The 24,248-nt window shown below is 45.3% G+C and carries 25 protein-coding genes, 1 other RNA gene and 1 pseudogene; 7 read left to right on the forward strand and 20 right to left on the reverse strand.

Annotated elements, in window-relative coordinates:
- Positions 1–22 precede the first annotated feature (22 nt).
- A complete protein-coding gene (locus EB241_RS11945) occupies positions 23–415 on the reverse strand; it encodes a YraN family protein (protein WP_124233392.1) in 393 nt (130 codons plus the stop codon).
- A complete protein-coding gene (locus tag EB241_RS11950) occupies positions 373–2,433 on the reverse strand; it encodes a penicillin-binding protein activator (protein WP_124233393.1) in 2,061 nt (686 codons plus the stop codon). Before EB241_RS11950 ends, EB241_RS11945 begins: the two co-directional genes overlap by 43 nt.
- Before the next feature lie 62 nt (positions 2,434–2,495).
- Between EB241_RS11950 and rsmI the strand changes: the two genes are divergently transcribed.
- From rsmI to EB241_RS21795, 4 genes are all read left to right on the forward strand, one after another.
- A complete protein-coding gene (gene rsmI, locus EB241_RS11955) occupies positions 2,496–3,353 on the forward strand; it encodes a 16S rRNA (cytidine(1402)-2'-O)-methyltransferase (RefSeq protein ID WP_124233394.1) in 858 nt (285 codons plus the stop codon).
- Between the two features lie 32 nt (positions 3,354–3,385).
- An RNA gene (gene rnpB, locus EB241_RS11960) (RNase P RNA component class A) lies at positions 3,386–3,765 on the forward strand.
- A gap of 265 nt (positions 3,766–4,030) precedes the next feature.
- The gene (locus tag EB241_RS11965) at positions 4,031–4,327 is read left to right on the forward strand and encodes a hypothetical protein (RefSeq protein WP_124233395.1); all 297 of its coding nucleotides are present in this window, start codon (positions 4,031–4,033) and stop codon (positions 4,325–4,327) included.
- A 57-nt stretch (positions 4,328–4,384) separates the two neighbouring features.
- Positions 4,385–4,510: a hypothetical protein gene (locus EB241_RS21795; RefSeq protein ID WP_267432249.1), complete on the forward strand. Its 126-nt coding sequence runs from the start codon at positions 4,385–4,387 to the stop codon at positions 4,508–4,510.
- Positions 4,511–4,535: 25 nt separating this feature from the next.
- Here EB241_RS21795 and EB241_RS11970 read toward each other — a convergent pair whose 3' ends face one another.
- The 16 genes from EB241_RS11970 to EB241_RS20760 all read right to left on the reverse strand — a co-directional run bounded on the left by EB241_RS11970 (position 4,536) and on the right by EB241_RS20760 (position 18,794).
- On the reverse strand, positions 4,536–5,213 hold the full coding sequence (locus EB241_RS11970) for an HAD family acid phosphatase (protein ID WP_124233396.1): 678 nt from the start codon (positions 5,211–5,213) through the stop codon (positions 4,536–4,538).
- On the reverse strand, positions 5,183–5,710 hold the full coding sequence (locus EB241_RS11975) for a P-loop NTPase family protein (protein ID WP_124233397.1): 528 nt from the start codon (positions 5,708–5,710) through the stop codon (positions 5,183–5,185). The genes EB241_RS11970 and EB241_RS11975 overlap by 31 nt, the downstream gene beginning before the upstream one ends.
- Entirely contained in the window at positions 5,707–6,132 is a 426-nt protein-coding gene (locus EB241_RS11980; protein WP_124233398.1) for an NUDIX domain-containing protein, read from the reverse strand. The genes EB241_RS11975 and EB241_RS11980 overlap by 4 nt, the downstream gene beginning before the upstream one ends.
- A complete protein-coding gene (locus EB241_RS11985) occupies positions 6,129–6,665 on the reverse strand; it encodes a hypothetical protein (RefSeq protein ID WP_124233399.1) in 537 nt (178 codons plus the stop codon). Before EB241_RS11985 ends, EB241_RS11980 begins: the two co-directional genes overlap by 4 nt.
- On the reverse strand, positions 6,637–7,713 hold the full coding sequence (locus EB241_RS11990; protein WP_124233400.1) for a hypothetical protein: 1,077 nt from the start codon (positions 7,711–7,713) through the stop codon (positions 6,637–6,639). Before EB241_RS11990 ends, EB241_RS11985 begins: the two co-directional genes overlap by 29 nt.
- Positions 7,710–8,681: a hypothetical protein gene (locus EB241_RS11995; RefSeq protein WP_124233401.1), complete on the reverse strand. Its 972-nt coding sequence runs from the start codon at positions 8,679–8,681 to the stop codon at positions 7,710–7,712. The genes EB241_RS11990 and EB241_RS11995 overlap by 4 nt, the downstream gene beginning before the upstream one ends.
- Positions 8,682–8,685: 4 nt before the next feature.
- Positions 8,686–9,405 (reverse strand): sugar phosphate nucleotidyltransferase, encoded by a 720-nt coding sequence (locus tag EB241_RS12000; RefSeq protein ID WP_124233402.1) that lies wholly within the window; start codon positions 9,403–9,405, stop codon positions 8,686–8,688.
- A gap of 2 nt (positions 9,406–9,407) precedes the next feature.
- A complete protein-coding gene (locus EB241_RS12005; protein ID WP_124233403.1) occupies positions 9,408–10,595 on the reverse strand; it encodes a glycosyltransferase in 1,188 nt (395 codons plus the stop codon).
- Positions 10,596–10,660: 65 nt separating this feature from the next.
- Positions 10,661–11,671: a nucleotidyltransferase family protein gene (locus tag EB241_RS12010; protein ID WP_124233404.1), complete on the reverse strand. Its 1,011-nt coding sequence runs from the start codon at positions 11,669–11,671 to the stop codon at positions 10,661–10,663.
- A 19-nt stretch (positions 11,672–11,690) separates the two neighbouring features.
- Complete coding sequence (locus EB241_RS12015) at positions 11,691–12,854, reverse strand: type III PLP-dependent enzyme domain-containing protein (protein ID WP_124233405.1); 1,164 nt, start codon at positions 12,852–12,854, stop codon at positions 11,691–11,693.
- Positions 12,838–13,065 (reverse strand): phosphopantetheine-binding protein, encoded by a 228-nt coding sequence (locus tag EB241_RS12020; protein ID WP_124233406.1) that lies wholly within the window; start codon positions 13,063–13,065, stop codon positions 12,838–12,840. Before EB241_RS12020 ends, EB241_RS12015 begins: the two co-directional genes overlap by 17 nt.
- Positions 13,058–14,119, reverse strand: coding sequence for a hypothetical protein (locus tag EB241_RS21480; RefSeq protein ID WP_233592598.1), 1,062 nt, complete (start codon positions 14,117–14,119; stop codon positions 13,058–13,060). The genes EB241_RS12020 and EB241_RS21480 overlap by 8 nt, the downstream gene beginning before the upstream one ends.
- Positions 14,082–14,957 (reverse strand): hypothetical protein, encoded by an 876-nt coding sequence (locus EB241_RS12030; RefSeq protein WP_124233407.1) that lies wholly within the window; start codon positions 14,955–14,957, stop codon positions 14,082–14,084. Before EB241_RS12030 ends, EB241_RS21480 begins: the two co-directional genes overlap by 38 nt.
- Positions 14,957–16,309: an AMP-binding protein gene (locus EB241_RS12035; RefSeq protein WP_124233408.1), complete on the reverse strand. Its 1,353-nt coding sequence runs from the start codon at positions 16,307–16,309 to the stop codon at positions 14,957–14,959. Before EB241_RS12035 ends, EB241_RS12030 begins: the two co-directional genes overlap by 1 nt.
- A gap of 21 nt (positions 16,310–16,330) precedes the next feature.
- Positions 16,331–18,379: a peptidase domain-containing ABC transporter gene (locus tag EB241_RS12040; protein WP_124233409.1), complete on the reverse strand. Its 2,049-nt coding sequence runs from the start codon at positions 18,377–18,379 to the stop codon at positions 16,331–16,333.
- A 7-nt stretch (positions 18,380–18,386) separates the two neighbouring features.
- Entirely contained in the window at positions 18,387–18,794 is a 408-nt protein-coding gene (locus EB241_RS20760; protein WP_148089646.1) for a hypothetical protein, read from the reverse strand.
- 560 nt (positions 18,795–19,354) lie between these two features.
- Here EB241_RS20760 and EB241_RS12045 point away from each other — a divergent pair.
- Positions 19,355–19,870, forward strand: a complete 516-nt coding sequence (locus EB241_RS12045) for a type II toxin-antitoxin system VapC family toxin (RefSeq protein ID WP_124233410.1) — start codon at positions 19,355–19,357, stop codon at positions 19,868–19,870.
- Between the two features lie 115 nt (positions 19,871–19,985).
- Here the strand turns inward: EB241_RS12045 and EB241_RS12050 are convergent.
- Positions 19,986–20,961 (reverse strand): annotated as a pseudogene (locus EB241_RS12050) (IS3 family transposase); the annotation flags it as partial.
- A 411-nt stretch (positions 20,962–21,372) separates the two neighbouring features.
- On the opposite strand from EB241_RS12050, the gene EB241_RS12060 reads away from it, so the two are divergent.
- Both EB241_RS12060 and EB241_RS12065 read left to right on the forward strand, forming a co-directional pair.
- Entirely contained in the window at positions 21,373–22,581 is a 1,209-nt protein-coding gene (locus EB241_RS12060; protein ID WP_124233412.1) for an aldose 1-epimerase family protein, read from the forward strand.
- Positions 22,582–22,821: 240 nt separating this feature from the next.
- Positions 22,822–23,397 (forward strand): UPF0149 family protein, encoded by a 576-nt coding sequence (locus EB241_RS12065; RefSeq protein WP_124233413.1) that lies wholly within the window; start codon positions 22,822–22,824, stop codon positions 23,395–23,397.
- Positions 23,398–23,468: 71 nt separating this feature from the next.
- Here the strand turns inward: EB241_RS12065 and EB241_RS12070 are convergent, their stop codons facing one another.
- Complete coding sequence (locus tag EB241_RS12070; protein ID WP_124233414.1) at positions 23,469–24,173, reverse strand: pirin family protein; 705 nt, start codon at positions 24,171–24,173, stop codon at positions 23,469–23,471.
- Positions 24,174–24,248 lie beyond the last annotated feature (75 nt).

Below are 24,248 nucleotides of genomic sequence, written 5' to 3' on the forward strand. Positions count from 1 at the left end.
TGGTCAGTCAATGACAGAGCCGTTACTCCGCCGGGAAAGCATTGGGTAGCCAGTCGGTGTTCGCGCCGGTTACGGCGATCACATCAAAGCGACAGTCTGCGGTTTCCAGGCTTTCACCCTGACGTTGCAGCCACAACGCGGCCGCTTTTAACAGCTTCTGTTGCTTGCTGCGGTCAACACTGGCTGCCGCGCCGCCGAATAAGGCATTACGACGATAGCGAACCTCAACAAAAACCCAGCTCGTTTTATCCCGCATAATCAGGTCGATTTCTCCGACCCGGAAGCGAACATTCGCCGCGACAAAAGTCAGGCCGGCTTGTTCCAGCAGGTAGCGGGCATGCCGTTCGCAGTCCGCTCCTGTTTGCTGCCTGCTCAGGAAACCGGAACGATTTGCCCCTGATGATACTGGCTCCATATCAACTTCCTGTTGATCACACAATCCGTTGTGGCACTCAGGTTGCCTGTTGCCCCTTTCAGCTGGAAGCCCGGCATCTGGCGGATATCGTTAAAGTGGTTAGCCAGTGTCCAGGCATCGACACCCATCGCATACAGCCGCACCAGTGAGTAGTCATTTTTAAAGGTTTTTGCTGCCTGCTGTAACAGTGCCGGCTGGCTGCCTGTCAGCAGCGGCGCGTCACTGAATTGTAAACCTTCCATCTCCAGACGGTAGTCCGGGCCTGCACCGGCCTGGAAGCTGCGTGAGCTGGCGTACATTTGTACCATGTTACGGCTACTGACGCGCATTGAGATCATAGGCTTAATCAGCTCCATCTCATCCTGGGTGGCGACGATGTAAACCGAATCCACGTTACCAGCGCTACCCGTCACGGCCGTTTGTGAGCCGGTTACCGGTGCCGGGATGGTGAGCCCTGCGACCGTTACCCCCTGAGGCTGCTCCGTCTGAATTGCGATCGGTGTACCACTTAAACTCAGACCTGCACCGCTATTAATTCCCTGTTTCAATTCTGCCGTTGAACCAAACTGCTGTTGCAACACGGTGCTACCGCCCAGCTTTTGCCACTCTGTTGCAAAGGCTTTGCTAACACGGTCGCCCAGTGAACTGCGTGGCGCCATCAACAATGGCGTTCGTTTGCCCTGATCCCACATATGATGAGCTGCATCACGCGCTTCGTCTTCAGGAGAAAGCGCAAAATAGCAAAGATTCGGATGGTTCTGTACTGATTCCGGTTCGTTGAGCGCCAGAATATTCAGCGGTGTTTGTACTGAAGCCAGCTGCTCAACGTGATTTTTCAGCAGGGGGCCCACCACCAGCGTGGCGCCGTCTTTCTGCGCTTGTGCCAGAACCTGATCGATTGGCTGGCTACTGGTATCGTAAATCTGCACCTGCGTCGAACTGGAAGGGGGGGCTATCGCTGTATTGCTGCCCTGCGTGGCTGGTTGCTCCACGCCTGCAACAGGGCTTGCCGCTGGAGAAGCGGTGGCAGGGTCCGTTGTGGGCGCTGCCACCGGATTGCCCGCGCTGCCGGGCGCCGCATTTGACGTGGCGTTTATCGCTGCGGTGTTTCCGTCACCAGGTTGCGCCACGGTGGGGGCGGAGACCTGCGTCAGCACGCCGTTTTTGGCGTCGTTAAAACCCTGCTGGATGGCATTGGCAAAAACCTGTGCCTGGCCACTCAGCGGCAGCAGTAGTGCGATTTTACCCATTGAGGATGGCTGGAAGCTATGCACCTGACTGAGCGCTGTCGGCAACATTTTGGCCGCCGGATTATACGGATAGCGCGTCTGCCAGTCGCTGATACCTGCTTTCAGTAGGTTCGGATCGTTGCTGTTGGCTTTGAAAACACTAAGCAGATCGAGCCAACCCTGGAGAGTATTTTCATTGGCATTGATCACCAGGCTGTTAATCTGATCCGGCGTCATTTGCATCAGTACCTGCCAGGTGGCGTCAATATTTTTTTGCCTGTCAGCTGGATTTTGTAGCAAAGGTTCCTGGGCGATCCAGGCGCGCAGAACGTTCAGAGAGGGACGCCCACCACTTGCAGCAATCTGTAATGAATAGTAACGCGCCTGCTGCTCTTTCGACAGTGAGCTGGCGTCAATCTGCTGCAACAGCTGGTTTGCACTGTCCGGGTCATTCTGGCTAATTTTTAACTGAGCCTGTAACAGTAGTGCTTCCTGGCGTTGTGTATCGTTCAGTTTTTGTGGAAGCCGCGTAACCTGGTCACTGGCATCAGGAATTTTCCCTTCTTTTAACAGCGCCCTGATCGCGAGTAATTGCCAGTCAACCTTGTTATCATCTGAACTTTGTTGCATCTGTTGCAGGTAATAGTCGGAGGTGCCTGAAGCTGCACCCTGAACATTCACCGTAGGGGTTTGGGGGCTTTGACCTGTACACCCGGCAAAAATCAGGGCGGCCAGCAGAACAGGCAGGCCGCGCCCTGTTTTTTTAAAAATGACTTTCGAAGGAAGCATACTGTATCCAGTGATGTTTTTTTCAAGATGCTCAATATTAAATCGCTAAACCGGATCAAACAATGAAACAACGCGAAGAGATTTCTGCCAGCACGCTTTATATTGTGCCGACGCCGATCGGCAACCTGGGCGATATCACCCAGCGCGCTCTGGAGGTGCTGGCAAATGTCGATCTGATCGCAGCGGAAGATACACGTCATACCGGCCTGTTGCTACAACATTTCGCCATCAATGCGCGACTGTTCGCATTACATGATCACAACGAGCAACAGAAGGCTGAAACCTTGCTGGCCAGGCTACAGGATGGGCAATGCATCGCGCTGGTGTCTGATGCCGGGACGCCTTTGATAAACGATCCTGGCTACCATCTGGTCCGTCTTTGCCGTGAGGCGGGTATCAATGTGGTGCCACTGCCGGGAGCCTGTGCCGCTATTACAGCATTAAGCGCCGCCGGGCTTCCGTCTGATCGATTCTGTTACGAAGGATTTTTGCCCGCAAAAAGCAAAGGTCGCCGCGATGTGCTGCTAGCACTTGAACAGGAGCCACGCACGCTGATTTTTTATGAATCAACTCACCGACTACTGGAAAGTTTGCAGGATATGGTATCCGTGTGGGGTGCCGAACGCTATGTCGTGCTGGCGCGGGAAATAACCAAAACCTGGGAATCGATTCAGGGTGCGCCAGTGGCAGAGTTGCTTGCCTGGGTGCAGGAAGATGAAAATCGCCGCAAGGGCGAGATGGTGCTGATTGTCGAGGGGTTTCATGCCAAAGAGGATGCCCTACCACCGGAGGCGCTGCGCACGCTGGCATTGTTACAAAAAGAGCTGCCGTTAAAAAAGGCCGCTCAGTTGACGGCTGAGATTCATGCGGTGAAAAAGAACGCGCTTTATAAGTATGCCCTGGAGCAGCACGAGGGGTGACAAACCGCGTGAAATACCCTATCATCCGCGGCGAAGCTGACCAGACAGTCGCCGCTTTGTTGCCGTCCTCTTTCGGGGGGAGACAGACAAAGGGGAGGAAAGTCCGGGCTCCATAGGGCAGGGTGCCAGGTAACGCCTGGGGGGCGTAAGCCTACGACCAGTGCAACAGAGAGCAAACCGCCGATGGCCCACTTGTTGGGATCAGGTAAGGGTGAAAGGGTGCGGTAAGAGCGCACCGCGCGTCTGGCAACAGTTCGTGGCACGGTAAACTCCACCCGGAGCAAGGCCAAATAGGGGTTCACAAGGTACGGCCCGTACTGAACCCGGGTAGGCTGCTTGAGCCAGTGAGCGATTGCTGGCCTAGATGAATGACTGTCCACGACAGAACCCGGCTTATCGGTCAGTTTCAACTTATTTAAAAACAATACGTTGGTGTGTCTCAGGTGCTCATAAGCAAAATGGGATACACCAACGGTTGTTACATCCCCAACACATTCCGCCGAAACGACATTTACTGTGTCTGTTATCGCCTGTCCGAACGCCTGTTTTTTCGCTGCTTTTTAGAAACTGATAGCCCTCGCCGTTGCCGGTTCATCATTTCTCCACCCAGTCCGTACATATCGCTCCTCCGACCTGGTAGGACAGGGAGTGAACAACTTCTCAGGATGATTGGAACAATGAAGAAACTAACGACGCAGGATATTGATTTATTCGTGGCTGGCATGAATGCCGAACTTCTGCAATATGTTGAGGATATTCCGGGCGAAGCACGAGCAGAGCGAATAAACAATGAAGAACCTACGCCGATAGAGATCAGAGAAGTGTGCTCCTCTTTCTTTCAGCAACCTTATCAAGATGTTCTTTTCGGCGGTGATGAATCAGGCGCGGAAAATTACTTCACGTGGGCACTGTTGTCTTGTAGTGATGTGATGGACGCCTTTTCCCAACGCAGTCAGTGCCATATTTTTTACTGACTGAGTTAATCCGGCAGTAATATCACATGAACAAGCTCAGCGTTATTGGTATCGATATTGCCAAATACTGAGCGACTGGAGCGCGCGAAGCATCAAATGCTCGCGCTTGTTAGCCTGTGGATGGGTGAAGAGCTGCAGGACGATCACACCCAGGTCAGCTACCCGGAGAGCTTTGGCATCTGAGGGTAAGAGGCCGAAGGCGGAAGCGTCAGTATTCGCTGTCAGTGATGACAAACTCACAATACATACCGGGATGGTAATGATTTTGATTTTGTGACGCAGCGCTGCGTAGCACTCTGAGCTTTAAAACAGTGTTGCGATCCTGAAAAATATCCGCATCGGAGTCACCATAATATATAGCGATCTTATTCCTTTTAATAAAATAATCTTTGTTTCTTTTTACACCATTAATATAAGACTTGAATATAACAACATTCCTTTTGTAAAAAGGAATGTTAAAATCATCTGCCAGTCGAGAGCTTAATTTTTCCGTGGTAGTGCGCGGGCGATCGGTAATAAAATAGATGTTATCATCTCTTTTCAGGTGATAATTAATTATCTTTTGCATCGATTCTTTCTTCTTTGAGTAAACCAGCAGGCCATTGTTGACCTGCTGCCAGAAATTGGCATTGTGTGACCATGCATCGCTGTTTACTGAAAAAATAGCTTTACCCAGTACAAAAGAAGGCGTCGAGAAAAGCAGTGTATCATCCACATCGAATCCCACATTCTGAGGCTCAGGAAATTTTGAATTTATAACGGAGCTAATCTCTTTGGATGTGTAAAATTGCTTAATATTACACCGAGAGTTCTGAGCTGAAGAAGAAAAGGAAAGTACAATGAGAACGGCAGTAGTTAAGATAGCTCTAGGTTCTGTATTAAACACTCAAGTTCTCTCTTCGATTTGATATAGTAAACGGGCGCGCTTATGTCTTCCAACTGATCTTTAATTCTTGCCAACCGGCCAGAATGGGTAGCTAATATAAAGCGTAAAAATTCCATATCTATCTTGTCCGGGCAGCCTTCTGGTAAATCTTTACGCACGCCGCCATTTTTTGCTCTGCGGGCAACGACACGCCATAAGCTTTTCCACTTTCCAGCCAGAACAACGATGACCAGATCAGCCTGCAACGCACGCTGCCTGAGGGAACCTATATAACCACCTTCAATAATCCATGATGAATTATTAATAATCTCACTTTGACGCTGGAGAAATTCGTTTTCGGTGACGGATTGCCAGTTGGATTGCCAGAAAATACGGTCAAGATGAAATAATGGTAAGCCGGTTTTTTGATGCAGATGCAGCGCCATGTAGGTTTTTCCGCTGCCGGGAGAGTTCCCCGTAATTACCACGCGCTTGATACTATGTGGTGAAGAATTCATGACGGTTCTTTCCTGTAATACGCCAGATTATTCAGTAAGAACTGTCGCAGAGGTTCAGGTTGTAACGGCAGATCGATCAACTCTGACATGCTCACCCAGCGGCATTGTCGCGCAATATGATCTTCATGGTTAATCACATCGCCAGTACAGGATGAATTAAAAATAACCATTGTTTCATTGTAAAAACAATCATCAATATTAAAATGATTTTCAATCATTCCACGAAAGGTGATATCCGTCAGTTTAAGGCTCAGTTCTTCATAAATTTCACGCTTTGCAGCATCATACCAGGATTCACCCGTTTCCTTTTTACCGCCGGGGAGTATCCAGTAATCGTCACTATTTTCTTTGATAAAAAGAAAGTCGCCACGATCATTTTTGAGTAAAACGCAGCTGCGATTTTTCTCTTTATACAATTTCATTTTTTACTCCTGATGGTGTCGATGAGTTGCACCAGTTTAGCCAAAGAATTTTCTGTGAACAAAGAAGAATTAAAGGAATAGGCTGGCACCTGTCTGAAGTAACCATTCTGACAAACCCATTCATATAATGACTTCATTTTAACTATATTTTCTTTCCGCATCCAGGGAGAAGGATCAGAGTGACACGACATTGAAGGAAAACTGATATTATCCTGAGCATCGGTAAAAACAATGATTGCATCAATCGAAGAGAGGTATTCGGAACAAAAAAACGGGCGTGGCTCAACCTGGTCAACCACCCATGTGGAAAGTGGTGAGCGATCAATCAGACAGTGATGGCCTTTTTTCCGTTGTTCCAGCGCCGCAAGATGCTTGTAGTAATCATTAAGCTGAGCACTCTGGCCATCGGTCACATCGACAATCGTCTCCGGTATATAGTGACGACAGAAACCGCTGTGCAACAGAGCCTTGAGTGCAGACGTCTTACCAGTGAATGGCATTCCCTCAAAGGCGATCGAGGTAATCTGTGACATAAGAAAGTCCGTTATAGGGGTTAAAATCTAAGCTGTGACACGGCAAGCCGTGCAGAACATTTGTGGTTGATGGCCCGGAAGAAGGGTTTCCGAAGAGAGACTCTGGATAATCCGTGTCGCGCACCGAAAAGAAGTTTGCGTTCAGTAGCGCAGAGTGGGATGACAGCTGAGAAGGCTGAATAGAGCCGGAGCAGCCTGGATCCGAGCGTCGACTGAATACGATTAAATCCACGCGGGAGTGATCGATAATCTGTGCATCAAAGATATAATTCATTTCAGCCGGTGTGAGTTCGAATTTTTTTTTGTTGCCCCAGTAATCTCCTTTCTGGTCTATTTCACTAAGAAAATTTTTAACACTACCTGAACGGTCGGAAACCAGTTTCGACAGTCGCTGATTATCCATGTTCCTCAATAACCCACCGCCAACGCGAAATGATGTCACATGAGGCCAGGCTGCGGGTTTTCCTTTGGCATCATGGCCAATAAATAATTTGTCGTTGGAAAGCACTTTACCGCCCGCGCCCGCCAGATGCAGGGTCAGGGAAGTCTTACCGGCGCCAGAATCTCCCACGATAAGAATGCCTTTATTCCTGTAGTTCACCAGTGCAGCGTGATAACACTTTCGATCGGATAAATAGTGAATATCAGCGATCAAAGCACGTAGAAAACGGATGACGTAGATAGACTTCGCCAGCGATGAAATGAAAATTGAAAAGCTGCATTTTGGATGAGGGAAGTTAACATCGATGTGATAGCAATAATCAGGTGCTTCTGAACCAATGATGTAAGCTTTGCCATTCTTGCACTTTTTCTGGATAAGTTTGATATCATTTTTGTAATTAATGGTTTTATGATTATTGAATTGAGTGATTTTTTTTAGGTGTTCAGGGTCAACTGAAACATTAATATTAAATTCCCGATTATGATTATTGAAAGGCGGAGGGGAATCACTGGCGGCAGGATAGTAATTCTTAACTACGGATCTAATTTCAGAGCGACAGTTTATAATAATAATATTCTTACGATCGATAGGTAAAAATAGCGTCATTTATGATTCCATGTCAAATGATAGGTTTGTGGATTAATCACCCGGTTAAGCGCAATTATGCTAATAAGTAAAAATTCCTGTAGCCAGCTACGTTGGTAATGGAAGGGAAGTACACCTGCCAGTAGTAATGCTCCAGAGATATAACTCAGCCATCCACCCGCCGTTTTTTGCCTGAAGTAATCCAGGGTTTTATTCAGGTTATAATGGTTATTTTCTTGCTGCAAATACCACTTTTTACCATCGTAAAATGACCGGAACTTCCCGGAGACAATGTTTGAGTACTCAAAAAAAACATCGTGAATGATTTTTCCTTCATCATAGAGAGGAGAAAACCATGCGTTGGAGTTAATAAATCTGCCGCGTGGATCTATAAGTTTAACATCTTTACCATTTGTCATTATATTCCCGGCATGGGGATCTCCATGACAAAGAATGGCCTTTTGCGGTGACGCCAGCAGAGTGCAATGGCCTGATATAATATGCTCAATACGCTGTAGGCATGACATTATGCTGAGATAGGCATTATCGTTTATTACCACGCTGTCATATGTCAACTTATTGATCAGTGGATTTTTTCCACAGTATGACATGATGCGATTACTTGTTTGCTTAAATAAATAGGTCAGCCATTCCCGCTGTGAGAGCACCACGTTACTTTTAAAGCTGTGCATTTCATCGAATATCTTATCTATGGCATGACAATAAATTGTATTATTATCACTGCAACAATCAGGATAGGTAGAAAACCGATCAAGCAGACTTGAGTAATCAACAAGCCTTTCAATCGAGAGGCTTAGGCTATCATTTTCCTGAGATGATGCGTAATATTTTGGGAAAAAACTAAACTTGTCGCTATGCGTCCTATACCAGTATATTTCATCCAATGCTTTCTGACGAAGATGGCAAGGCCATGTTTTGATAAAGTGTTTGCCAACTAAACTATACGCAGCGCCGGAAGCTCCATTCATATTCTCACCTGTTGATATGAGAGTGGTATTGCTCTGGTGTACCAAGAATAATTGTCTGGTTTTCGTTGTAGATAGTGTGCGCGAATACATCGTTATTTTTGATTATCGCTTCTTCTATTACCTGACTGATATACTTTTCATCGTTATAGAATGAAGAAGTATAATAAAGTTCTTTATAGAAAGAACCTGATGAAAATCCATACAGACCACTTGAAGCATAATTCGATATGACTTCTTTTTCTTTTATTTCCGTTATTGAGTCACCATGCTTTTTTGCATAACTGAAGTTGCTGGTTTTAATTTTAGGTTCAAAAAGATCAACATAACAAGCCCGGCCTGAATACAATCTTTCTCCAATATCATTGAAATCGCGCTGCTTTATTATTGTGTCATTATTCATAATAATGATCGGGCGGTCGTTGTCGATTTGGCTTATGGCAATGAATGCAGTTTCAGCTTGCCCAGTTGTATCGCTGTTATAATTCAGAGTGAAACCACAGGGTAATGTAATTTTTTCAATAACTGATAGTGTCTCCTGTTCAAACTTACGGTATTTTGTATTGAAAAGAAAGTGGATATTTGATTCTTCTGGGAGGGTAATAGCTTCCAGTATGTGTTCAAGAATTGTTCTGTTATCATTTAATTTCAGAAGAAACTTAGGCCTTGTGAAACCTTTATCAGTAAACCGTACCCCGTTACCACAGAATGTGAATATAAAGTTCATTTTTAACGCTCGGTAGAGTAGTTTTTAACGTATCTGTCGTTCACAGTTAAAAAATAGCTTAATGTGATAGCTTGCAAGACAGGCCGGCTAAAGGGAGAAATGATAAGATGAAGTAACGTCATGCCCGGCGTGGGGAATGTTATGATCTTCCTGAAGTAGCTGATAATAAAAATTTGAATACAGAATTCAGCTAACCAGTAAGCTAAAACATAAAAACCATTCATCCTCATGGCTGAAAAAATAACCGTGAGGAGGAAAACAAAGAGTGAAAGAAAATTGGTCGAGTATGTTACCAATTTGGTTGTTGCGGTATAGGCTTTTGAGCCGGGTATATCATGAAAAACGCGTTTGAGAGATAACACTCCCAGCATAATTTTGGAGTATTGCTTTAAGTATGAACCGAAGGCGTTGACCGGCGTCATCGTGGGATATTCCATTATTGTTTTTCTACGAACTGTCAGCAGGTCGAGCCGATAGCCCAGCTCGATGTCATCAGAATATTTGGGAAATCCGCCTGTCCTGTCCAGCGCGGTGCTCCTGATAAGTAAGCAAGCTCCCATGCCCAAACGCAGGTAATACTTCCACTTAAAATGGTTGAGAAAGCTCTCAACAAATAACACACGGTAGAGATGGTTTAATACGCTCAGAGATGAAAACCATCCCATTCCCGGCGCGGCAGTGGTGACGGGGATCGCCTGGATCATTTCTGTGCCTTGTCCGGCGCGAGTTTCTGCTATGGCCCGTTCAATCAACGTCGGTGAGGGTCTGGCATCAAAATCAAAAACAAATATCCAGAATGGCTGGGGGCTGTTAGCTTTAATTTCGCTGTAAATGCGATTAAGTTTCTCCTGCTTGGATTGGCTCAATCTATCGTGTTTCAATGTGATTGGATATGCCTCTTGCAGACGTTGAATGCATTTATATGTGCTATTTTCACCTGTTTCCGGTGAGGTGATAATTACCAGCTCACATTGCTGTGAATATGGCTTTATCAGTTCGTAGTAATACGAGACAGTTTCCTCTGCAATCTTTGCCTCATTTAAGGCTGGTAAAATAAACCAAATTTTTTGAGAAGAGCCCTGCTGCAAAACAGAAGGCGAACCGGATCTCTTTAGCTTGTACCATGTCAATATCAATGCAATGGCTCTGATAATAAAAAATGTAATTACAATGATGTAAAATAAATCCATCTGATAATATTCCTTTTGAAATAAAGAATTTGATGGCGGTTGAAGTATGTCGTGAGTTGGCTGTTTTAACGTTCTAAAGTGAGTGAGTTAAATACTTCTTTATAATTTTTATGTGATGTGAACATCAGATTGACAAAGCTACCGGTTGCCTTACAGAGCTTGCCTTTATGCTCAATAAAAGCATGCTGGCTGGCTATGCTGTCCAGATGCAGCTCGCGTTCACACAGCGCTGAGCAGAGCTGAGTTAACATCTGGCAGAGAGTATGTGTCTCTTTATCGAGCTTATCACAGTTGATATTTAAGCGATTAAGCAACATGACATCGATCACAGAGGTCAGATAAGGCGGCCTTTTTTGCAATGAAGTGAGGAAAACGCATTCGCGGTACAAATGAAGCAGGGTATGTAAGTAGTTATAATAGGGATCCAGGCACGATATGCCGCTTATCTCAGCCGTTTTGCGCAATATTTCTTCTGTGCATAGTGGGTCCTGTTTCGTCGCCCAGCTGAGCGTAAAGGCAATATCGATGACGATCGGTATTCCGTCGACTACTTTAACATAGTGCGGTAGATGGTCCGGGCTCATACGGTATTTGAGTAGCGTTTCAGGTTTGTGCGCGTGCACAGTGCGCGTTTGATGGTGATAAAACCCACAGGTAAAGCCCGCCTCGGCCAGCAGTGATTTCATGTTATTTGCACTGGATACATCAATCAACAGATCCACGTCGTTTGAAGTACGATGGCTGGGGTGGTGGTAGAGCGCTGCCAGCGACTTTCCCTTTCGCAATGCATAATGAATTTTTTCCTGTTTCATCATTTTCGTCAACGCAGCCAGTTCGCTGTCAGCAAAAATCTGTTTCTTTTCAAGATGTGAACAGTAACTGGCAATGAGCTCACAATCTTTATAGCCTACTTCTTTGAACAGGTTCTGCTGATGGATAACATAGTTTAACAGCGGCAATAACTTATGCTGATTCAGGAAGGAGATATCAATGTCCCTGCTGTTTTCAAATGATTCATTATAAAAGTAAGCATTATATAATTCTCTGAAAAGAGTTAACTTGCTCTGGCCTGACATATCAGCCTCCTGGCTACTCTCAATTTATAATTTCGCTAATTTTGGCCTTGCCATGAAATCCGTTAAGTGACGCGTTGCTACAGTAAGCACCCAGATTGTCACAGTGTAATACGGTGCCTACGCTGATAGCGTGCGCGGAAAGCGTTGCATAGCCCAGCATATCGAGAGCAGTACAACTGGAGCCATACACCCGGCAGCGGATGGTCGGCGTGTGAATCGCCTCTGATGCACCATGATAAAATTCGAGATCGGGCTCTTTTAATCTACGCAGCAGATAAAGGCCGGCTATTTGCGCAATACCACTGTTAATCACTACATAGGGGTTGGCAGAGTTGAGATTGTGGTCGAGCACCGTGCAGCTGAGCCTGCCAGCGCTGCCTGTCACCGCTCTGCCACTTTCAAAAAGCAGTGAAACCGGCGGAAGGTGGCTCTCAGCGATGACTTTTTCCAACTCTTCTGAGAGGTTATGAGCGGAAGTAAACGTCTGCGTTTTCATCTTCTGGCCATAGGGAGCAGGAAATCCACCGCCAACGTTTAGCATGTGGATTTGTGCAACAAAATCAGGGTCAACTCTTTTAATTTCTTCAACTGCACAGCGCAGGGTTTCACTTAGCTGATTCATGTCGGAAATTTGTGAACCAATATAGAGATGAAACCCGGCTACTCTCTGTTTTTCTCCGGGCTGAGCTCTGGATAGTAGCGTGTTAATCGTTTCTGCTGTCATGCCAAAAGGGCTATCCGGCAGCCCGTTAAAAATTCCGTAGCGGACAGAAGGAAAGTATGACAGTCGAAACAGGCCCTCAACATCGATACCCTGCTCTGTAAGCTGGCAGAAAAAGAGAAAATCATTAGGTGATTCAATAGAATAAATCAGGTTATGCTTTGTTGCGGCATCGCGCAGCGCTGACAGCGGTATGGAAATTTTATCGTTACCTGTGAGGCAGAGAGTTCTTTTTTTGCCGACATAACTGCTGATTAATGCCAGCTCTTCTTGCGATGCGATATCAAAGCCGTCCACCGTGTGACTGAGAAATTTTATTAATTCTGGATTGTTATTTGCTTTCAATGAATAGAGAATTTGACTGCTATCAGGTAACACCTTCCTAAGGTGGTTAACATTATCGTTTAGCTTTTCAGTTTTATACTCAATATACGCCTCTGTTATGCTATTCACTGAAGGCATTTATGATCTCCCCAAAGGTAAAATCTTCAGAAATCATCTTTTCTAACTTATCTTCCGGTAAGATCTTTCCGCTGTTAGCTTCAAGCTCTACAATCAGCCCAACCAGTAATAGAGAATCAAGGCCCGCGTCATAGACATTCATCGTTAGTAAATCATTATTATACTGATGTCCAGTGTTGCGTTCTACAAAAGTATTTATGATATCAATCATTTTTATCTCGCTTGAATTTTTTCAGGATTTGTAATGTTTCGATGTTAATCTTATTTAAATCAGCATTGTTAAACATGAGCGGAGCAGATAATAAATCGGTATAGGCCTGTTGAAACCAGTTGTTTTCCTCTCGTTTCTGATAGCCTTCTTTAAATCCCAGTATATCCAGCATAATTTTCATTCCGCTACATACATTCTCTGCAATGATTATTTTTGCTGAGTTATTATGAATGTGCTGCTCAAGTACATCAGTGATTTTTTCTTTATTTAAAGCAGGGAAGTGGTGTTCAAGACGCTCGATCAGGCATGAATTAATGAGATCTATATTTATTACCTGTTGCATTTTTTCATAATGGTAAAATTTATATTCTTTTACGGTACGCCTTACATAGTGCAATGCCCGATTGAACATAGCTGCCCAGGATATTCCCCAGTAAAGATGAGCATAAAAGGCCAACACATTGTTCGACAGATTCAGATTATGATCGTCTATGATATAGCAAGATTTCTTCTGAACGCTGAATTCTACCCTCTCAATTCTATTTCCTGTCATACCCCAGGTCTCAATCGTCTCCTCTTTTTCAATATGCAGATCGTTCTTATGGCAAAAAACGATTGAATTTTTAGTGCCTACCAACCCAGTAAAGATGAGATGAGTGGCTTCAGCGAAATAACTTACACAGGGGCAATTTCTGGTCAGAAGTTCAGCATTAGCTTCAAGGCATACTCTGCTGTTCAGGCTCGCCCCTTTTACTGAGGTTGTTGCCGATGCAATTAATCCCGTGTGTTTCAGGCTGCTGATGGAGGACATTTTGAGCACATTTACAGCTTGCATATGCTGGCTGAAGGTCACTGCAAGAGAAAGCGAGACGGCTGTCAACTGCTCAATTATTGACCGGATGTCTTTATGTCCGAATTCATTTTTTAAATACAGGTCATTGAAATGACTCTCACATAGCCGACGGGACAGTTCGTCAATGTTTTTAGATTGAATAATAAACTCTACTAAATTAACTTCATGTTGAAAATTTACTGATAATTCTGGATTCTTCATGGAGGTTTTCCATCAGCTGAGAAATGTGAGGCGCAAGATTGAAATTTTTCTCTTTAATAGCCATCTGATTTATAGATACCGAGAGATCGTGATAACTCTGGCTCAGGGCTAACATTTTCTTTTGCAGTGTATTATTTTGAAGAACTTCATTGGCAAAAGAAGAAAACCAGCCGCGCGTGATATGCATTTTCCAGATGTTACGATTCCAAAGAGGTACTGCTAAAGATGATTGATTAATAAGCATATCTTCAGTGATATCTTTTTTTATTTTTTGATGAATGTCAGGCGTGTTATAGAGAGGGTACAGCGCACAGCTTTTACTAAACTCTGCCAATAGCGCGTCGGTATCCAGGTGTTTTTCAGGTTTTTGCATGATGAAGTACACCGCAATTTTCTCGTTTTCCTGAGAAAACAGGTGGTTCCAGGACATGAGCTTAAATTTTGCATCACTGGTTTTCATGACTAGCTGTTCATTTTTAGTATTAACTTCTTGCGTGTAGATCATGTGTGGAATGTCAACAGGCAAACCGGTTTTTATCAACCTCATTCTGAGTAGAAGGCTGCTATATGAATGCTGAATGACCGCACCCTGTGATAGCTTAAGATCGTGAATAAACGCTTCTTTTTCCTCGTGCAGATAATGCTTCTCTGTGATGATGAACCCATAGCGCTGGAGGTTTACTATTGGGTGCCCATATTCAATAGCAAAATTTTTCCTGCTATCCATATACTTCAGGTAAATATTATTATACGCACAGCGCCCTACTATTTTCCGATATACTGAGTTTTCAAGTACGCTGATAACGGATTGCATTCTACAGTCTACTGGCAGCACCATTACATCCCCTTCAGGTTGATGTTTTCTTTTTTTCTGAGAACAATATCTCTTAAAACAATGGCGTGATGTTCATAAAAGTAATGTTTCACAGTCTCTTTAATGCTTTTCTCAGGGAGATCATTTCGGGATGTGATAATAATTTTGTTTTCTCTACAGGATATATCATTAATGTCGGGATAAATCTGTTGAATGAAACGCTTAACCGTTGTGCTATCGATTCTCTTACCGTTAATTTTGATAATTTCATTCGACCGTCTCAGAAAGGAGATGAAGCCGTCATGGTCGACATGAATAATGTCGCTGGTGTTAAGCTGGCGTTGCCCCTCGTGCTGCGTAAACTGACAGGGGCCCTCAGATGCATAACCATTGATCACATGAGCTCCCCGCGCAATGCATTCTCCCGTGCCACTTCTGAGGATACGTTCGTCTTTATCTTTGATCAGTACGCTGGTGCCCGGTATTGCTAACCCCACGCAGTTGCTCTCTATCACGCATATTTCTGGAGGTGTAATGCTTACTCGCTTACACTCCGTAATGCCGTACATTGTAATGATGTGGGTTTCCGGCAGGAGCTGATGACACTGCTGTAGCGTCTGTTGTTCAAAAAATTCACCGGTCAGTGTAATATAGCAAGGCGGTTGTCCCAACGCTTTCAGCTTGTGCAGGGTGAGATACTGCTTCAATAAACCAGGAATAAGCGCCAGGTAGTTACAGCTATAGCGAGCAAATATATCAAAGGAGCGGTGAGCTTTGAGTCTGAAATCACTGTAGACAACAGAACTCCCACTGGCGATAGCCATCAGAAACTGATAGAGGCTATAGTCAAATGACAGCGGTGTGGTAACGCCAATTCTTGACTCATTATTATATTTAAGCGTTGCAGAGATACTGGTCAGCGAAAAAAAAATATTATCCTGAGACACAGTCATTTCGGTTGGATTATCGGATGTTGTTCCAGAAGAGTGAAATGAGAGAGTTGAACTGCATTCTTTACGGTTCATTATCTCTTCTGTCAGCATCTTCTGAAGTTCCAGGCTGGATGCCTGATGCTTATAGTTCTCTACTGACTGCCAGTAGTTTTCGTCGACTGTCGTACCTTGCCAGCCGCGGTGAACTAAGGCTACGCTGATATTATTATTCAGCAATGCCAGCAGCCTCACCAGCGTAGAGAATGCAGAGCTCTCCCTTAGCAAGACTTTTTTTTCTGTACTGGTGTTGTCTCGAATCGTCTTTGCGTAGATGAGTACAGATTCCAGCAGTTGCTGGTAGGTGATTACCCTGTCATTTTCTATCAGGAAAGTGCTGTCCCGGTGGCGATAGATGTTCATTAATAGATAGTCTGGTAGATTCATTGTTCCCCCCGATTATGTACATTATCCGCCCAGGCGAATTATTCTGTCAGCAGAAAGAATAGTTTCACTACGATGAGCAATGATTATCCTGGTCATCTTTAATGCTTTTATGTTTTCACTGATAACGCTTTCATTTTTTATATCAAGATGACTTGTTGACTCATCCATAATAAGTAAATTTGGTTTTTTATATAAGGCGCGGGCAATAAGTAATCGCTGTAATTCCCCCCCAGAAAAAGCATCCGATCCTGAGTGATACCAGGTTTCATATTTCATGGCCAGCTTCTCTATTTTTTTATTAATATTTGCCATGGCACAACATTCAATTACACGCTCAATGTCAGGGTGCTTCTCAAAGCTTGAAATGTTTTCAATCAGAGAGCCTGAGAGCAGTCGGTCATTTTGAAATACGGTCGCTACATTTTTCCTATAGGTCTTTATATCGATTTCCTTTAGTTCAATGTTTTCAATGTATATATCGCCTTCATATTTGTCATAAAATCCGGCTAACAGTTTTGCCAGCGTAGTCTTTCCTGTGCCAGAGTCACCGGTGATTGCAACAGATTCACCGGCCTTTATTTCCAGATCAAGATTCTCAAAGATCGTTTTTTCATGCTGACTATACTGAAAACTTAACTTACTAATAGCAATATGAAACCCTGTCTCTTTGCTCTTAATTGCAATATTCCCTTTTCTCTCATCACTCATGCAGAGTATTTCGTTTATCCTGTCGCTATATACTGACATCAGTTTAATTTCAGTGGTCTTTAAAATAAAATCTACAGTGCGCGTGAAGAAGAAGCTTCTGATAAACAGATAAGTGAATACACTACCTATCGTCAGTCCGCTACCCCATAGGAATGCAAATATGACAAAAACGGTAATGAACTGATCTGCATTATTCAGGCTTGTCTTTAAATCATTTAATAATAAGGCATATTTATCGTAAGTGTGTTTGTCACATTCAGCATCAAATGATTTATCAAGCCAGCGTCGGTATCGATTCTTCTCACTCTGTGCCATTTTTATGCTGGGCATTGCAGTAATGGACTCTTGCACAATGGAATACAGAACAGGGGCTTTGGCATATTCACTGTTTCTTGCATACATTTGATGTTTGTAAAATATCATTCTAACTACTATAAATGCCGCAAGCATCGCTACCGTTATTAACGGAAGGAGGTGATTTATGAAAAATAGCGTTGCAAGCGATACAACCGAAAGCAGGGCGTTAGTAACGATGTTGGATGATTCAGTACTAAATGTCCTTCTAATGTAGTTAATGCTGTTTAATCGCGCTGCTATTTCTCCGGCATTCTTTTTTTCATAAAAGCTCAAAGGAAGATTGAATATTTTATTCTGTAGTTCTTCCTGCATAGTTAAGTAAAACTCACTTCCCTTAATGAGCAATATTTTGTTCTTTATTATCGAGGCTATGATGGTTAGTATTATTAACAGGGAAGATAGCAAAACATATCCAGTGATGACGCTTGAAGACTTTTCTTTAATTACTTTGTCGATAAGCCAACCATAGGAGAAAGGAATTGCAATATTGATTATCTCAAGAAGTAGTGAAATAACCAGTATGTACGGTATGCTGGACAGGAAGATGGGGATAATTATTTTTTTTACATGATCTTCTTTCTTATTTTTTTTCTTAACCAGATCTGTGCCTGGCGTCATGATAAGGCAGATACCATTAAACTGTTTTTCAAACTCCTGCTGTGGTATTTTTCTTCTGCCGCTAACTGGATCTATAATGTAAAAGTTTCCCTTGCGGTATGCCTCAAAAACAACATAGTGGTTTTTATTCCAGTGTATTATGGCTGGCTGTTTCTGTATGATTAGTTTTTCTGTGGAACATTTAATAGCAGTGCTGCTAAATCCTATTTCTGTGGCGATGTTTTTGAGAGTTAGCAGATTAATGCCGCGTACACTCGTTGAATAAGCGAATTTTAACTCTTCAAGTGTCAGCTCCTTGCCCCAGTACCCGGATATCATGCACAGGCATGCATGTCCGCAATCCGCTTGCTCACTTTGTAAAATGACATTAATTTTTTTTCTCATCATAATCTGACTATTTTTCAAGTAGAGAGTGAAGCAGGCTCTCCGTGGTTGCGTTGTCAATATAACTTACAGATATGCTGCTGCGTGGTGTCAGGTGGGCGGAGTTTGTGGAAAATTCTATCGTTACGTCACAGCGTGAATTATTCTGGTTATATCCCGGTTGATAATGATAAGTATACTGGCCGTTGCTTTCGTTATAGGGATTTTCAACCCTTAATTTAGACTGCACGACGTGCCGGCACTCTGATTCTGTCATTTTCCGCGGAAGCTGAGAGGTAAGTTGATAGGTGCTTATAACTTCACCGCTGGCAACCTTGCTGGCTGTCAGCGAAGCATGCAAATCGACTTCTTTTCTGCTTTTAACTTCAAACTGCGTCAGCAATATGGCAAGCAGACTCAGACTGGCAGCAACGCTCATTCCGGTTATCAGGATAAAAGGTCTACTGATGAATTTTTTATTCAGCCGTGTGGTCAGCTCTACAGACATATCTTACAAGAACACCCTGTGAGATACAGGGGAGTCACCTCCCCTGCGTGGGTACTATCAGGCTTTCATACCGCCTGCGATGGCCATCATCTCTTCCTGAGTCAGTTCAACAGCTTCGTGAGTTTCGTTCAGCTCTAATTCATCATTAAAATGCATAATGTTTCTCCGTAAGTTATTAACATTCATGTCACACAACCTTCATACGAACACATTGTCATTTGTGTGGCATATTTGATGTGTATTTCATGGACAGACCCATGGCTACCGCATAACGCTATGATAATTAGCGTTGTTTTGGCAGGGAATTTATACATAAATTAAATTCATTTAACCATGTCTTTTCGGCCATCTATTTGTAAGCGTGTGTATATATGTGCAATGAGAAGTTCATTGCCATATGTTGCACTACATTAATATTATTGATGTGATAATGAGAATTTTCCTGAAAAGCAATATTCTGCATGACCTTATTGGCTGGTGAGTTGGAGGATATGACGAGTAAACGAGGACTCTGTGGGGGGAGGACAACCGAAGGTGAGGGCGCTGAGGTTGCAAACGCGGTTTGTGCTATCGCCTCTTTAATTCCTCCCTTCCGGCGAAATCTGGTTAGCCACCAGCAGCCGGAAGCAGTACTGAAGCGCCTGGAGCAGGCAGTGCTCCGTAATCAGCGCATCGTGATCTCGGCCATTACCTACTCAGAGATGCGCCTTGGTGCCACCAGCCCGAAGGCCTCGCCGCGTCACATCCAGCTGGTTGACGCGTTCTGCACCCGCCTCGATGCCATCCTGCCCTGGGACCGCGCCGCGGTGGACAGCACCACTGGCATCCGCGTCGCGCTGCGAATGGCCGGCACGCCGATCGGCCCGAATGACACGGCGATCGCTGGGCATGCCATCGCGGCAGGGGCGATACTGGTGACCAATAATGTGCGGGAATTTGAGCGGGTATCGGGTCTGGTTCTGGAAGACTGGGTAAAAAGAGCAGCTACCTTCAGGCAGCATTTATGACATTATTAACAGACCCTTTTTAGTTCCACGTATTTTTTGAGATCCCGGCCAGATGGTGTTGTCATCGGTATTCCTCCGGTGTCAGGTTGTTCAGTGATTCATGTGGACGTTCTCAGTTATATTCTGAAAGCCACCGCTCTGTGATTTCCCGTACTTCGTTCAGCGTTCTGAACAGACAGAAATCGAGTATTTCAGTGCGGTATGTCCGGTTAAAGCGTTCAGTAAATGCATTCTGAGTCGGTTTACCCGGTTTGATAAATTCCAGCCTCACTGCATGCACTTCTGCCCACTCAGCCAGAGTCAGAGAAATAAATTCCGGGCCGTTAACCATGCGAAGCATCGCGGGATATCCCCGGTTTGCGTCGCTCCTGTCGGGCACCCGAACCACCCGTTGGGCCGAAAGGTTCAGGTCTGTTTCGATCGACAACGCTTCACGATTAAAATTATCGACGACATTGAATGTGCGAAAGCGACGACCACAAATCAGCGCGTCATGCATGAAATCAACAGACCAGCTCTGGTTCAGCGCTTCCGGTGTGGTCAGCGGTGATGGATTACGTACCGGCAGACGCTGTTTGCCTTTGCGACGAAAATTCAGTTTCAGCAGACAGTAAATACGGTGGGTCCGTTTATGGTTCCGCTGGTATCCCTGCCGCCGCAGAACCTGAAACAGCTTCGGGAAGCCGTATCGTGGATATCTTTCCGCAGCCGTCTGCAACGCGAAAATAACGGGTACGTCACGCGTGGTATCCGGGCGGTAATGGTAAACCGTTCTGCTCAGGTTCAGACTCCGGCAGGCCTGACGAATACTCAGTGTTATTATCAGATGCGTCACCAGCCCACGCTTAAAGGCTGGCTTCAGAGCTTTTTTCGATAACGTCTTTCTGTGCCCGATTCTCAAGACTGAGGTCGGCAAACATCTGCCTGAGCCGTCGGTTCTGGTCCTCAAGATCCTTAATTTTTTTAATATCAGATGTTTCCATGCCACCGTATGTAGACTTCCAGTTGTAATACGTGGCTTCAGAGATTCCGTCCTCGCGGCAGACATCTTTCACTGTTCGTCCGGCTTCAACTGATTTAATCACCGTGATTTACTGATGCTCAGTAAAACGGGCTTTACGCATAGCGATCTCCTTCGTTGGCAAAATGAGTATGCCGGAAGATCTCTGAATGTGAATGGCACGATTATGCGGGATATTTACACAGTGCCCACAGGTGAAAATCTTAGGACATTTTGCTTGGCGAATTCACGATGGGCATACCGTCTTGCGGCAATCACTCCGCTTTACGGCTGAATCGTGAAACCTCAGCTGCTTTCCCTCCCTTACATCACCTTCTTATGCACCACAATGTTTTCATCAGGTAATGAGATTGAAATCAGATTTTTTAATTTTCTTTACATTTTTGTGCTGCCAGATGAAATCGATCACATTTTTTTCCACCAGTAATCATTAGATTTCAGGGGTTATAGACATAATCGATTCAGCTAAAAGGAAGAATTCATGAAAAAAACGTTGCTGTTATCTACTCTTGCTCTGCTTGTGTCTGGCCAGGTATACGCCAAAAACTGGGTGCTGACCAGCGCTGAAAACGGTACAGAACAAGGTAACTGGCAGGTAACCAGCCAGCAGCTGAAAATTAAAAACCAAACTTTCAGCATTGAACAAAAAGTTCTCCACGGGGGCAAACAGGAAGGCAGTAAAATCATCACTATTACCAGCAAAAATGGCCTGACCATCACGCTTAGCCCGACACGCGGCATGAATCTGTTACATGTTGAAGGTTATGGCGTTCGCATGGGATGGGATTCGCCGGTGAAAGAGGTGGTGAACCCGGCATTTATCAATCTTGAAAGCCGTAATGGTCTTGGCTGGCTGGATGGTTTTAACGAAATGGTGGTGCGCTGCGGCTATGAATGGACAGGTCATCCGGTGACCGCGGATGGCCGTATCTATACCCTGCATGGCAAAGTGGGTAATACCCCGGCTTCTGAAGTCTCAGTTGAGGTCAGCGAAACCGCACCTTATGAGATCCGTATTCGCGGTCTGGTGAAAGAAAGCACCTTTAAAAAGGTCGATCTCCAGACTGCAACAGAGTTGAGCTATATTCCCGGTAGTAACAGCTTCAGCCTGCACGATGTTCTGACCAATCACGCTGATTACGACCATGATTATCAGATTATCTATCACAGTAACTTTGGCACGCCGATTCTGGAGGAGGGAGCCCGTTTTATCGCGCCGGTTGAAAGCGTCAGTCCCTTCAATGATTACGCCAAAGGCGGTCTGAAAAACTGGCAAACCTACACCGGGCCGACCAAAGGGTTTGATGAAATGGTGTTTAACTTTAAGCCACTGGCTGATTCGGACAGGCAAACCGTTGCGGCAGTTATTAACAAGGCCGGAGATAAGGGGGCCGCGATTAGCTTTAATACTTCCCAACTTCCGGTACTGACGATGTGGAAAAATACTGACACGCTTAAGCAAGGCTATGTAACGGGGATCGAGCCGGGCACCAGCTATGCTTATCCGGTTACCATTGAGCGTGAGCAGAAACGAGTCAAGAAACTTGAAGCAGGAAAGAGCACCCGTTTTGACCTGACTTATACCCTGTTACACAACGCAAATCAGGTGGCTGAGGTGGAAAAACGCGTATCCACTATTCAGGGTTCGAAAGCTCCGCAGGAAATTGAAACACCTTTAGCCAAAGAGTAACTTTTACCCGTACCGCGCCGCACCATTCAGCGGCGCGGTTCTCCTTGCATGACAGATAATACGTTTGTCAGCACCCTTCACTGAAAAAAACGGCACGCCAGCGTACAGGATGCTGGTAATAAGTACCGCCCACGGCGCGTGTGCAGCGCTAAAAACATCGCAGTGCCTTAACCTTTGTATACCCTTTTATCCGCGTTAGCGGGTAAACTCGCAGGAGGTTAATTGCGAAGGAGAAGCCATATGAATAGCGGACCGCTGGATGAAGAAGAGTTGGAATGGCTGGATGAGATTCTGCTTAATCACGGAAATGATGATTCGGTGCTCGATGTGTCCGAACTGGATGGTATGCTGACGGCAATCCTCTCTGGTCCCAACCTGGTCCCGCCTTCAATCTGGCTGACGGCGCTGTGGGGCGGTGAGGAGCATCTTCCTGAATGGCCTTCTGCAGACACGCTGAATCGCTTTATGAATCTTGTCTTACAGCATATGAACGACATTAGCGATCGGCTTAATTTTGCACCCGATCAGTTTGAACCGATGTTTGGTTTTCGTCAGACTGAAGGGCAAGAGTTTACCGTGGTGGAAGAGTGGTGCTTTGGCTATTTGCGTGGTGTGGCACTGGACGACTGGTCTGCACTGCCAACAACCTTACAGCCGGTGCTGGAAGCGATTGCTTTACATGGTAAAGAAGAGAACTTCCCGCAGCTGGATACTATGACGCCGGCACAGTGGGAAGACAGTCAGGCCGCCATTGCGCCAGCAGCTCTGCAACTACACCAATACTGGCTGACAAAACGCCAGCGAGAGATACATTAACAATAGCACTGGCGTATTTCAGCATGGCGCTGCAATACAACATGATGGAGCCAGTTGCTGGCCCTGAATATTCACGCGGGTAAATCGATCACCAGCGCCCGCAGCGGGGTATCAGCCACCAGCGTGACCAATGGATCGTCACGAATAAATGCGCCATCGCCGCATGCGAGTGCCTCAGCGGCCTGAGACGGAGTTGATGCATGAAAGTTGCCATGAATCGACTGAACATAAGCATGTGAGCCATGCAATTTAATCGTCTGTGTTTCACCCGTTTTCATCTCCAGGTGATGTATCCAGATCTGCTGGCGAAGCTGTAAGCTTTGCGCCATGCCGTCTGGCGAAGCCAGCAGGGTGCATCCACCATTTTTTGCCAACGCTATGCGCTGGATCGCAGTGTTGTCCCGTTCCGGGCACGCATCCAGCCACAGCTGCATTCTGGTCAGCGGTTGCACGTTACTGAGATTGCATTCGCTGTAGCTAATACCGGGATGAGTGGACAGCAACAAGACCTCGCCTGAAGATGCGCGGGTATGGTTGCCTCTGCTGTCGCGATATTCTGCCTCACCCAGCAAGACAAGATTCAGGACATCGACCTCAGGATAGCTTCGTGCCTGAAAAGAAGCGCCTGGTGCCAGTACTTCCTGATTGAGTACGCGCAGGGAGGCATATCCCAGTAATTGAGGGTCAAAATAGTGCCCAAATGAAAAAGTATAACGCGCCTGCAGCCAGCCATAATCAGCCTTACCACATTCCTGCACCATGCGACTGGTAATCATCAGCGCCTCCCCGATTGGTCTGCACCCAGGCTGGTATTATAAGATGATAGTAAGGCTCTGGACGGCGGATTGTTA

Source organism: Erwinia psidii (genome assembly GCF_003846135.1).
In the GTDB taxonomy this organism is placed as follows: Bacteria; Pseudomonadota; Gammaproteobacteria; order Enterobacterales; family Enterobacteriaceae; genus Erwinia; species Erwinia psidii.

What these genes read in the sequence shown, in the direction of transcription:
- EB241_RS11945 (WP_124233392.1), bottom strand. Translation starts at nt 415, where the DNA reads ATGGAGCCAGTATCATCAGGGGCAAATCGTTCCGGTTTCCTGAGCAGG.
- EB241_RS11950 (WP_124233393.1), bottom strand. Translation starts at nt 2,433, where the DNA reads ATGCTTCCTTCGAAAGTCATTTTTAAAAAAACAGGGCGCGGCCTGCCT.
- rsmI (WP_124233394.1), top strand. Translation starts at nt 2,496, where the DNA reads ATGAAACAACGCGAAGAGATTTCTGCCAGCACGCTTTATATTGTGCCG.
- EB241_RS11965 (WP_124233395.1), top strand. Translation starts at nt 4,031, where the DNA reads ATGAAGAAACTAACGACGCAGGATATTGATTTATTCGTGGCTGGCATG.
- EB241_RS11975 (WP_124233397.1), bottom strand. Translation starts at nt 5,710, where the DNA reads ATGAATTCTTCACCACATAGTATCAAGCGCGTGGTAATTACGGGGAAC.
- EB241_RS11980 (WP_124233398.1), bottom strand. Translation starts at nt 6,132, where the DNA reads ATGAAATTGTATAAAGAGAAAAATCGCAGCTGCGTTTTACTCAAAAAT.
- EB241_RS11985 (WP_124233399.1), bottom strand. Translation starts at nt 6,665, where the DNA reads ATGTCACAGATTACCTCGATCGCCTTTGAGGGAATGCCATTCACTGGT.
- EB241_RS11990 (WP_124233400.1), bottom strand. Translation starts at nt 7,713, where the DNA reads ATGACGCTATTTTTACCTATCGATCGTAAGAATATTATTATTATAAAC.
- EB241_RS11995 (WP_124233401.1), bottom strand. Translation starts at nt 8,681, where the DNA reads ATGAATGGAGCTTCCGGCGCTGCGTATAGTTTAGTTGGCAAACACTTT.
- EB241_RS12000 (WP_124233402.1), bottom strand. Translation starts at nt 9,405, where the DNA reads ATGAACTTTATATTCACATTCTGTGGTAACGGGGTACGGTTTACTGAT.
- EB241_RS12005 (WP_124233403.1), bottom strand. Translation starts at nt 10,595, where the DNA reads ATGGATTTATTTTACATCATTGTAATTACATTTTTTATTATCAGAGCC.
- EB241_RS12010 (WP_124233404.1), bottom strand. Translation starts at nt 11,671, where the DNA reads ATGTCAGGCCAGAGCAAGTTAACTCTTTTCAGAGAATTATATAATGCT.
- EB241_RS12015 (WP_124233405.1), bottom strand. Translation starts at nt 12,854, where the DNA reads ATGCCTTCAGTGAATAGCATAACAGAGGCGTATATTGAGTATAAAACT.
- EB241_RS12020 (WP_124233406.1), bottom strand. Translation starts at nt 13,065, where the DNA reads ATGATTGATATCATAAATACTTTTGTAGAACGCAACACTGGACATCAG.
- EB241_RS21480 (WP_233592598.1), bottom strand. Translation starts at nt 14,119, where the DNA reads ATGAAGAATCCAGAATTATCAGTAAATTTTCAACATGAAGTTAATTTA.
- EB241_RS12030 (WP_124233407.1), bottom strand. Translation starts at nt 14,957, where the DNA reads ATGGTGCTGCCAGTAGACTGTAGAATGCAATCCGTTATCAGCGTACTT.
- EB241_RS12035 (WP_124233408.1), bottom strand. Translation starts at nt 16,309, where the DNA reads ATGAATCTACCAGACTATCTATTAATGAACATCTATCGCCACCGGGAC.
- EB241_RS12040 (WP_124233409.1), bottom strand. Translation starts at nt 18,379, where the DNA reads ATGATGAGAAAAAAAATTAATGTCATTTTACAAAGTGAGCAAGCGGAT.
- EB241_RS20760 (WP_148089646.1), bottom strand. Translation starts at nt 18,794, where the DNA reads ATGAGCGTTGCTGCCAGTCTGAGTCTGCTTGCCATATTGCTGACGCAG.
- EB241_RS12045 (WP_124233410.1), top strand. Translation starts at nt 19,355, where the DNA reads ATGACGAGTAAACGAGGACTCTGTGGGGGGAGGACAACCGAAGGTGAG.
- EB241_RS12060 (WP_124233412.1), top strand. Translation starts at nt 21,373, where the DNA reads ATGAAAAAAACGTTGCTGTTATCTACTCTTGCTCTGCTTGTGTCTGGC.
- EB241_RS12065 (WP_124233413.1), top strand. Translation starts at nt 22,822, where the DNA reads ATGAATAGCGGACCGCTGGATGAAGAAGAGTTGGAATGGCTGGATGAG.
- EB241_RS12070 (WP_124233414.1), bottom strand. Translation starts at nt 24,173, where the DNA reads ATGATTACCAGTCGCATGGTGCAGGAATGTGGTAAGGCTGATTATGGC.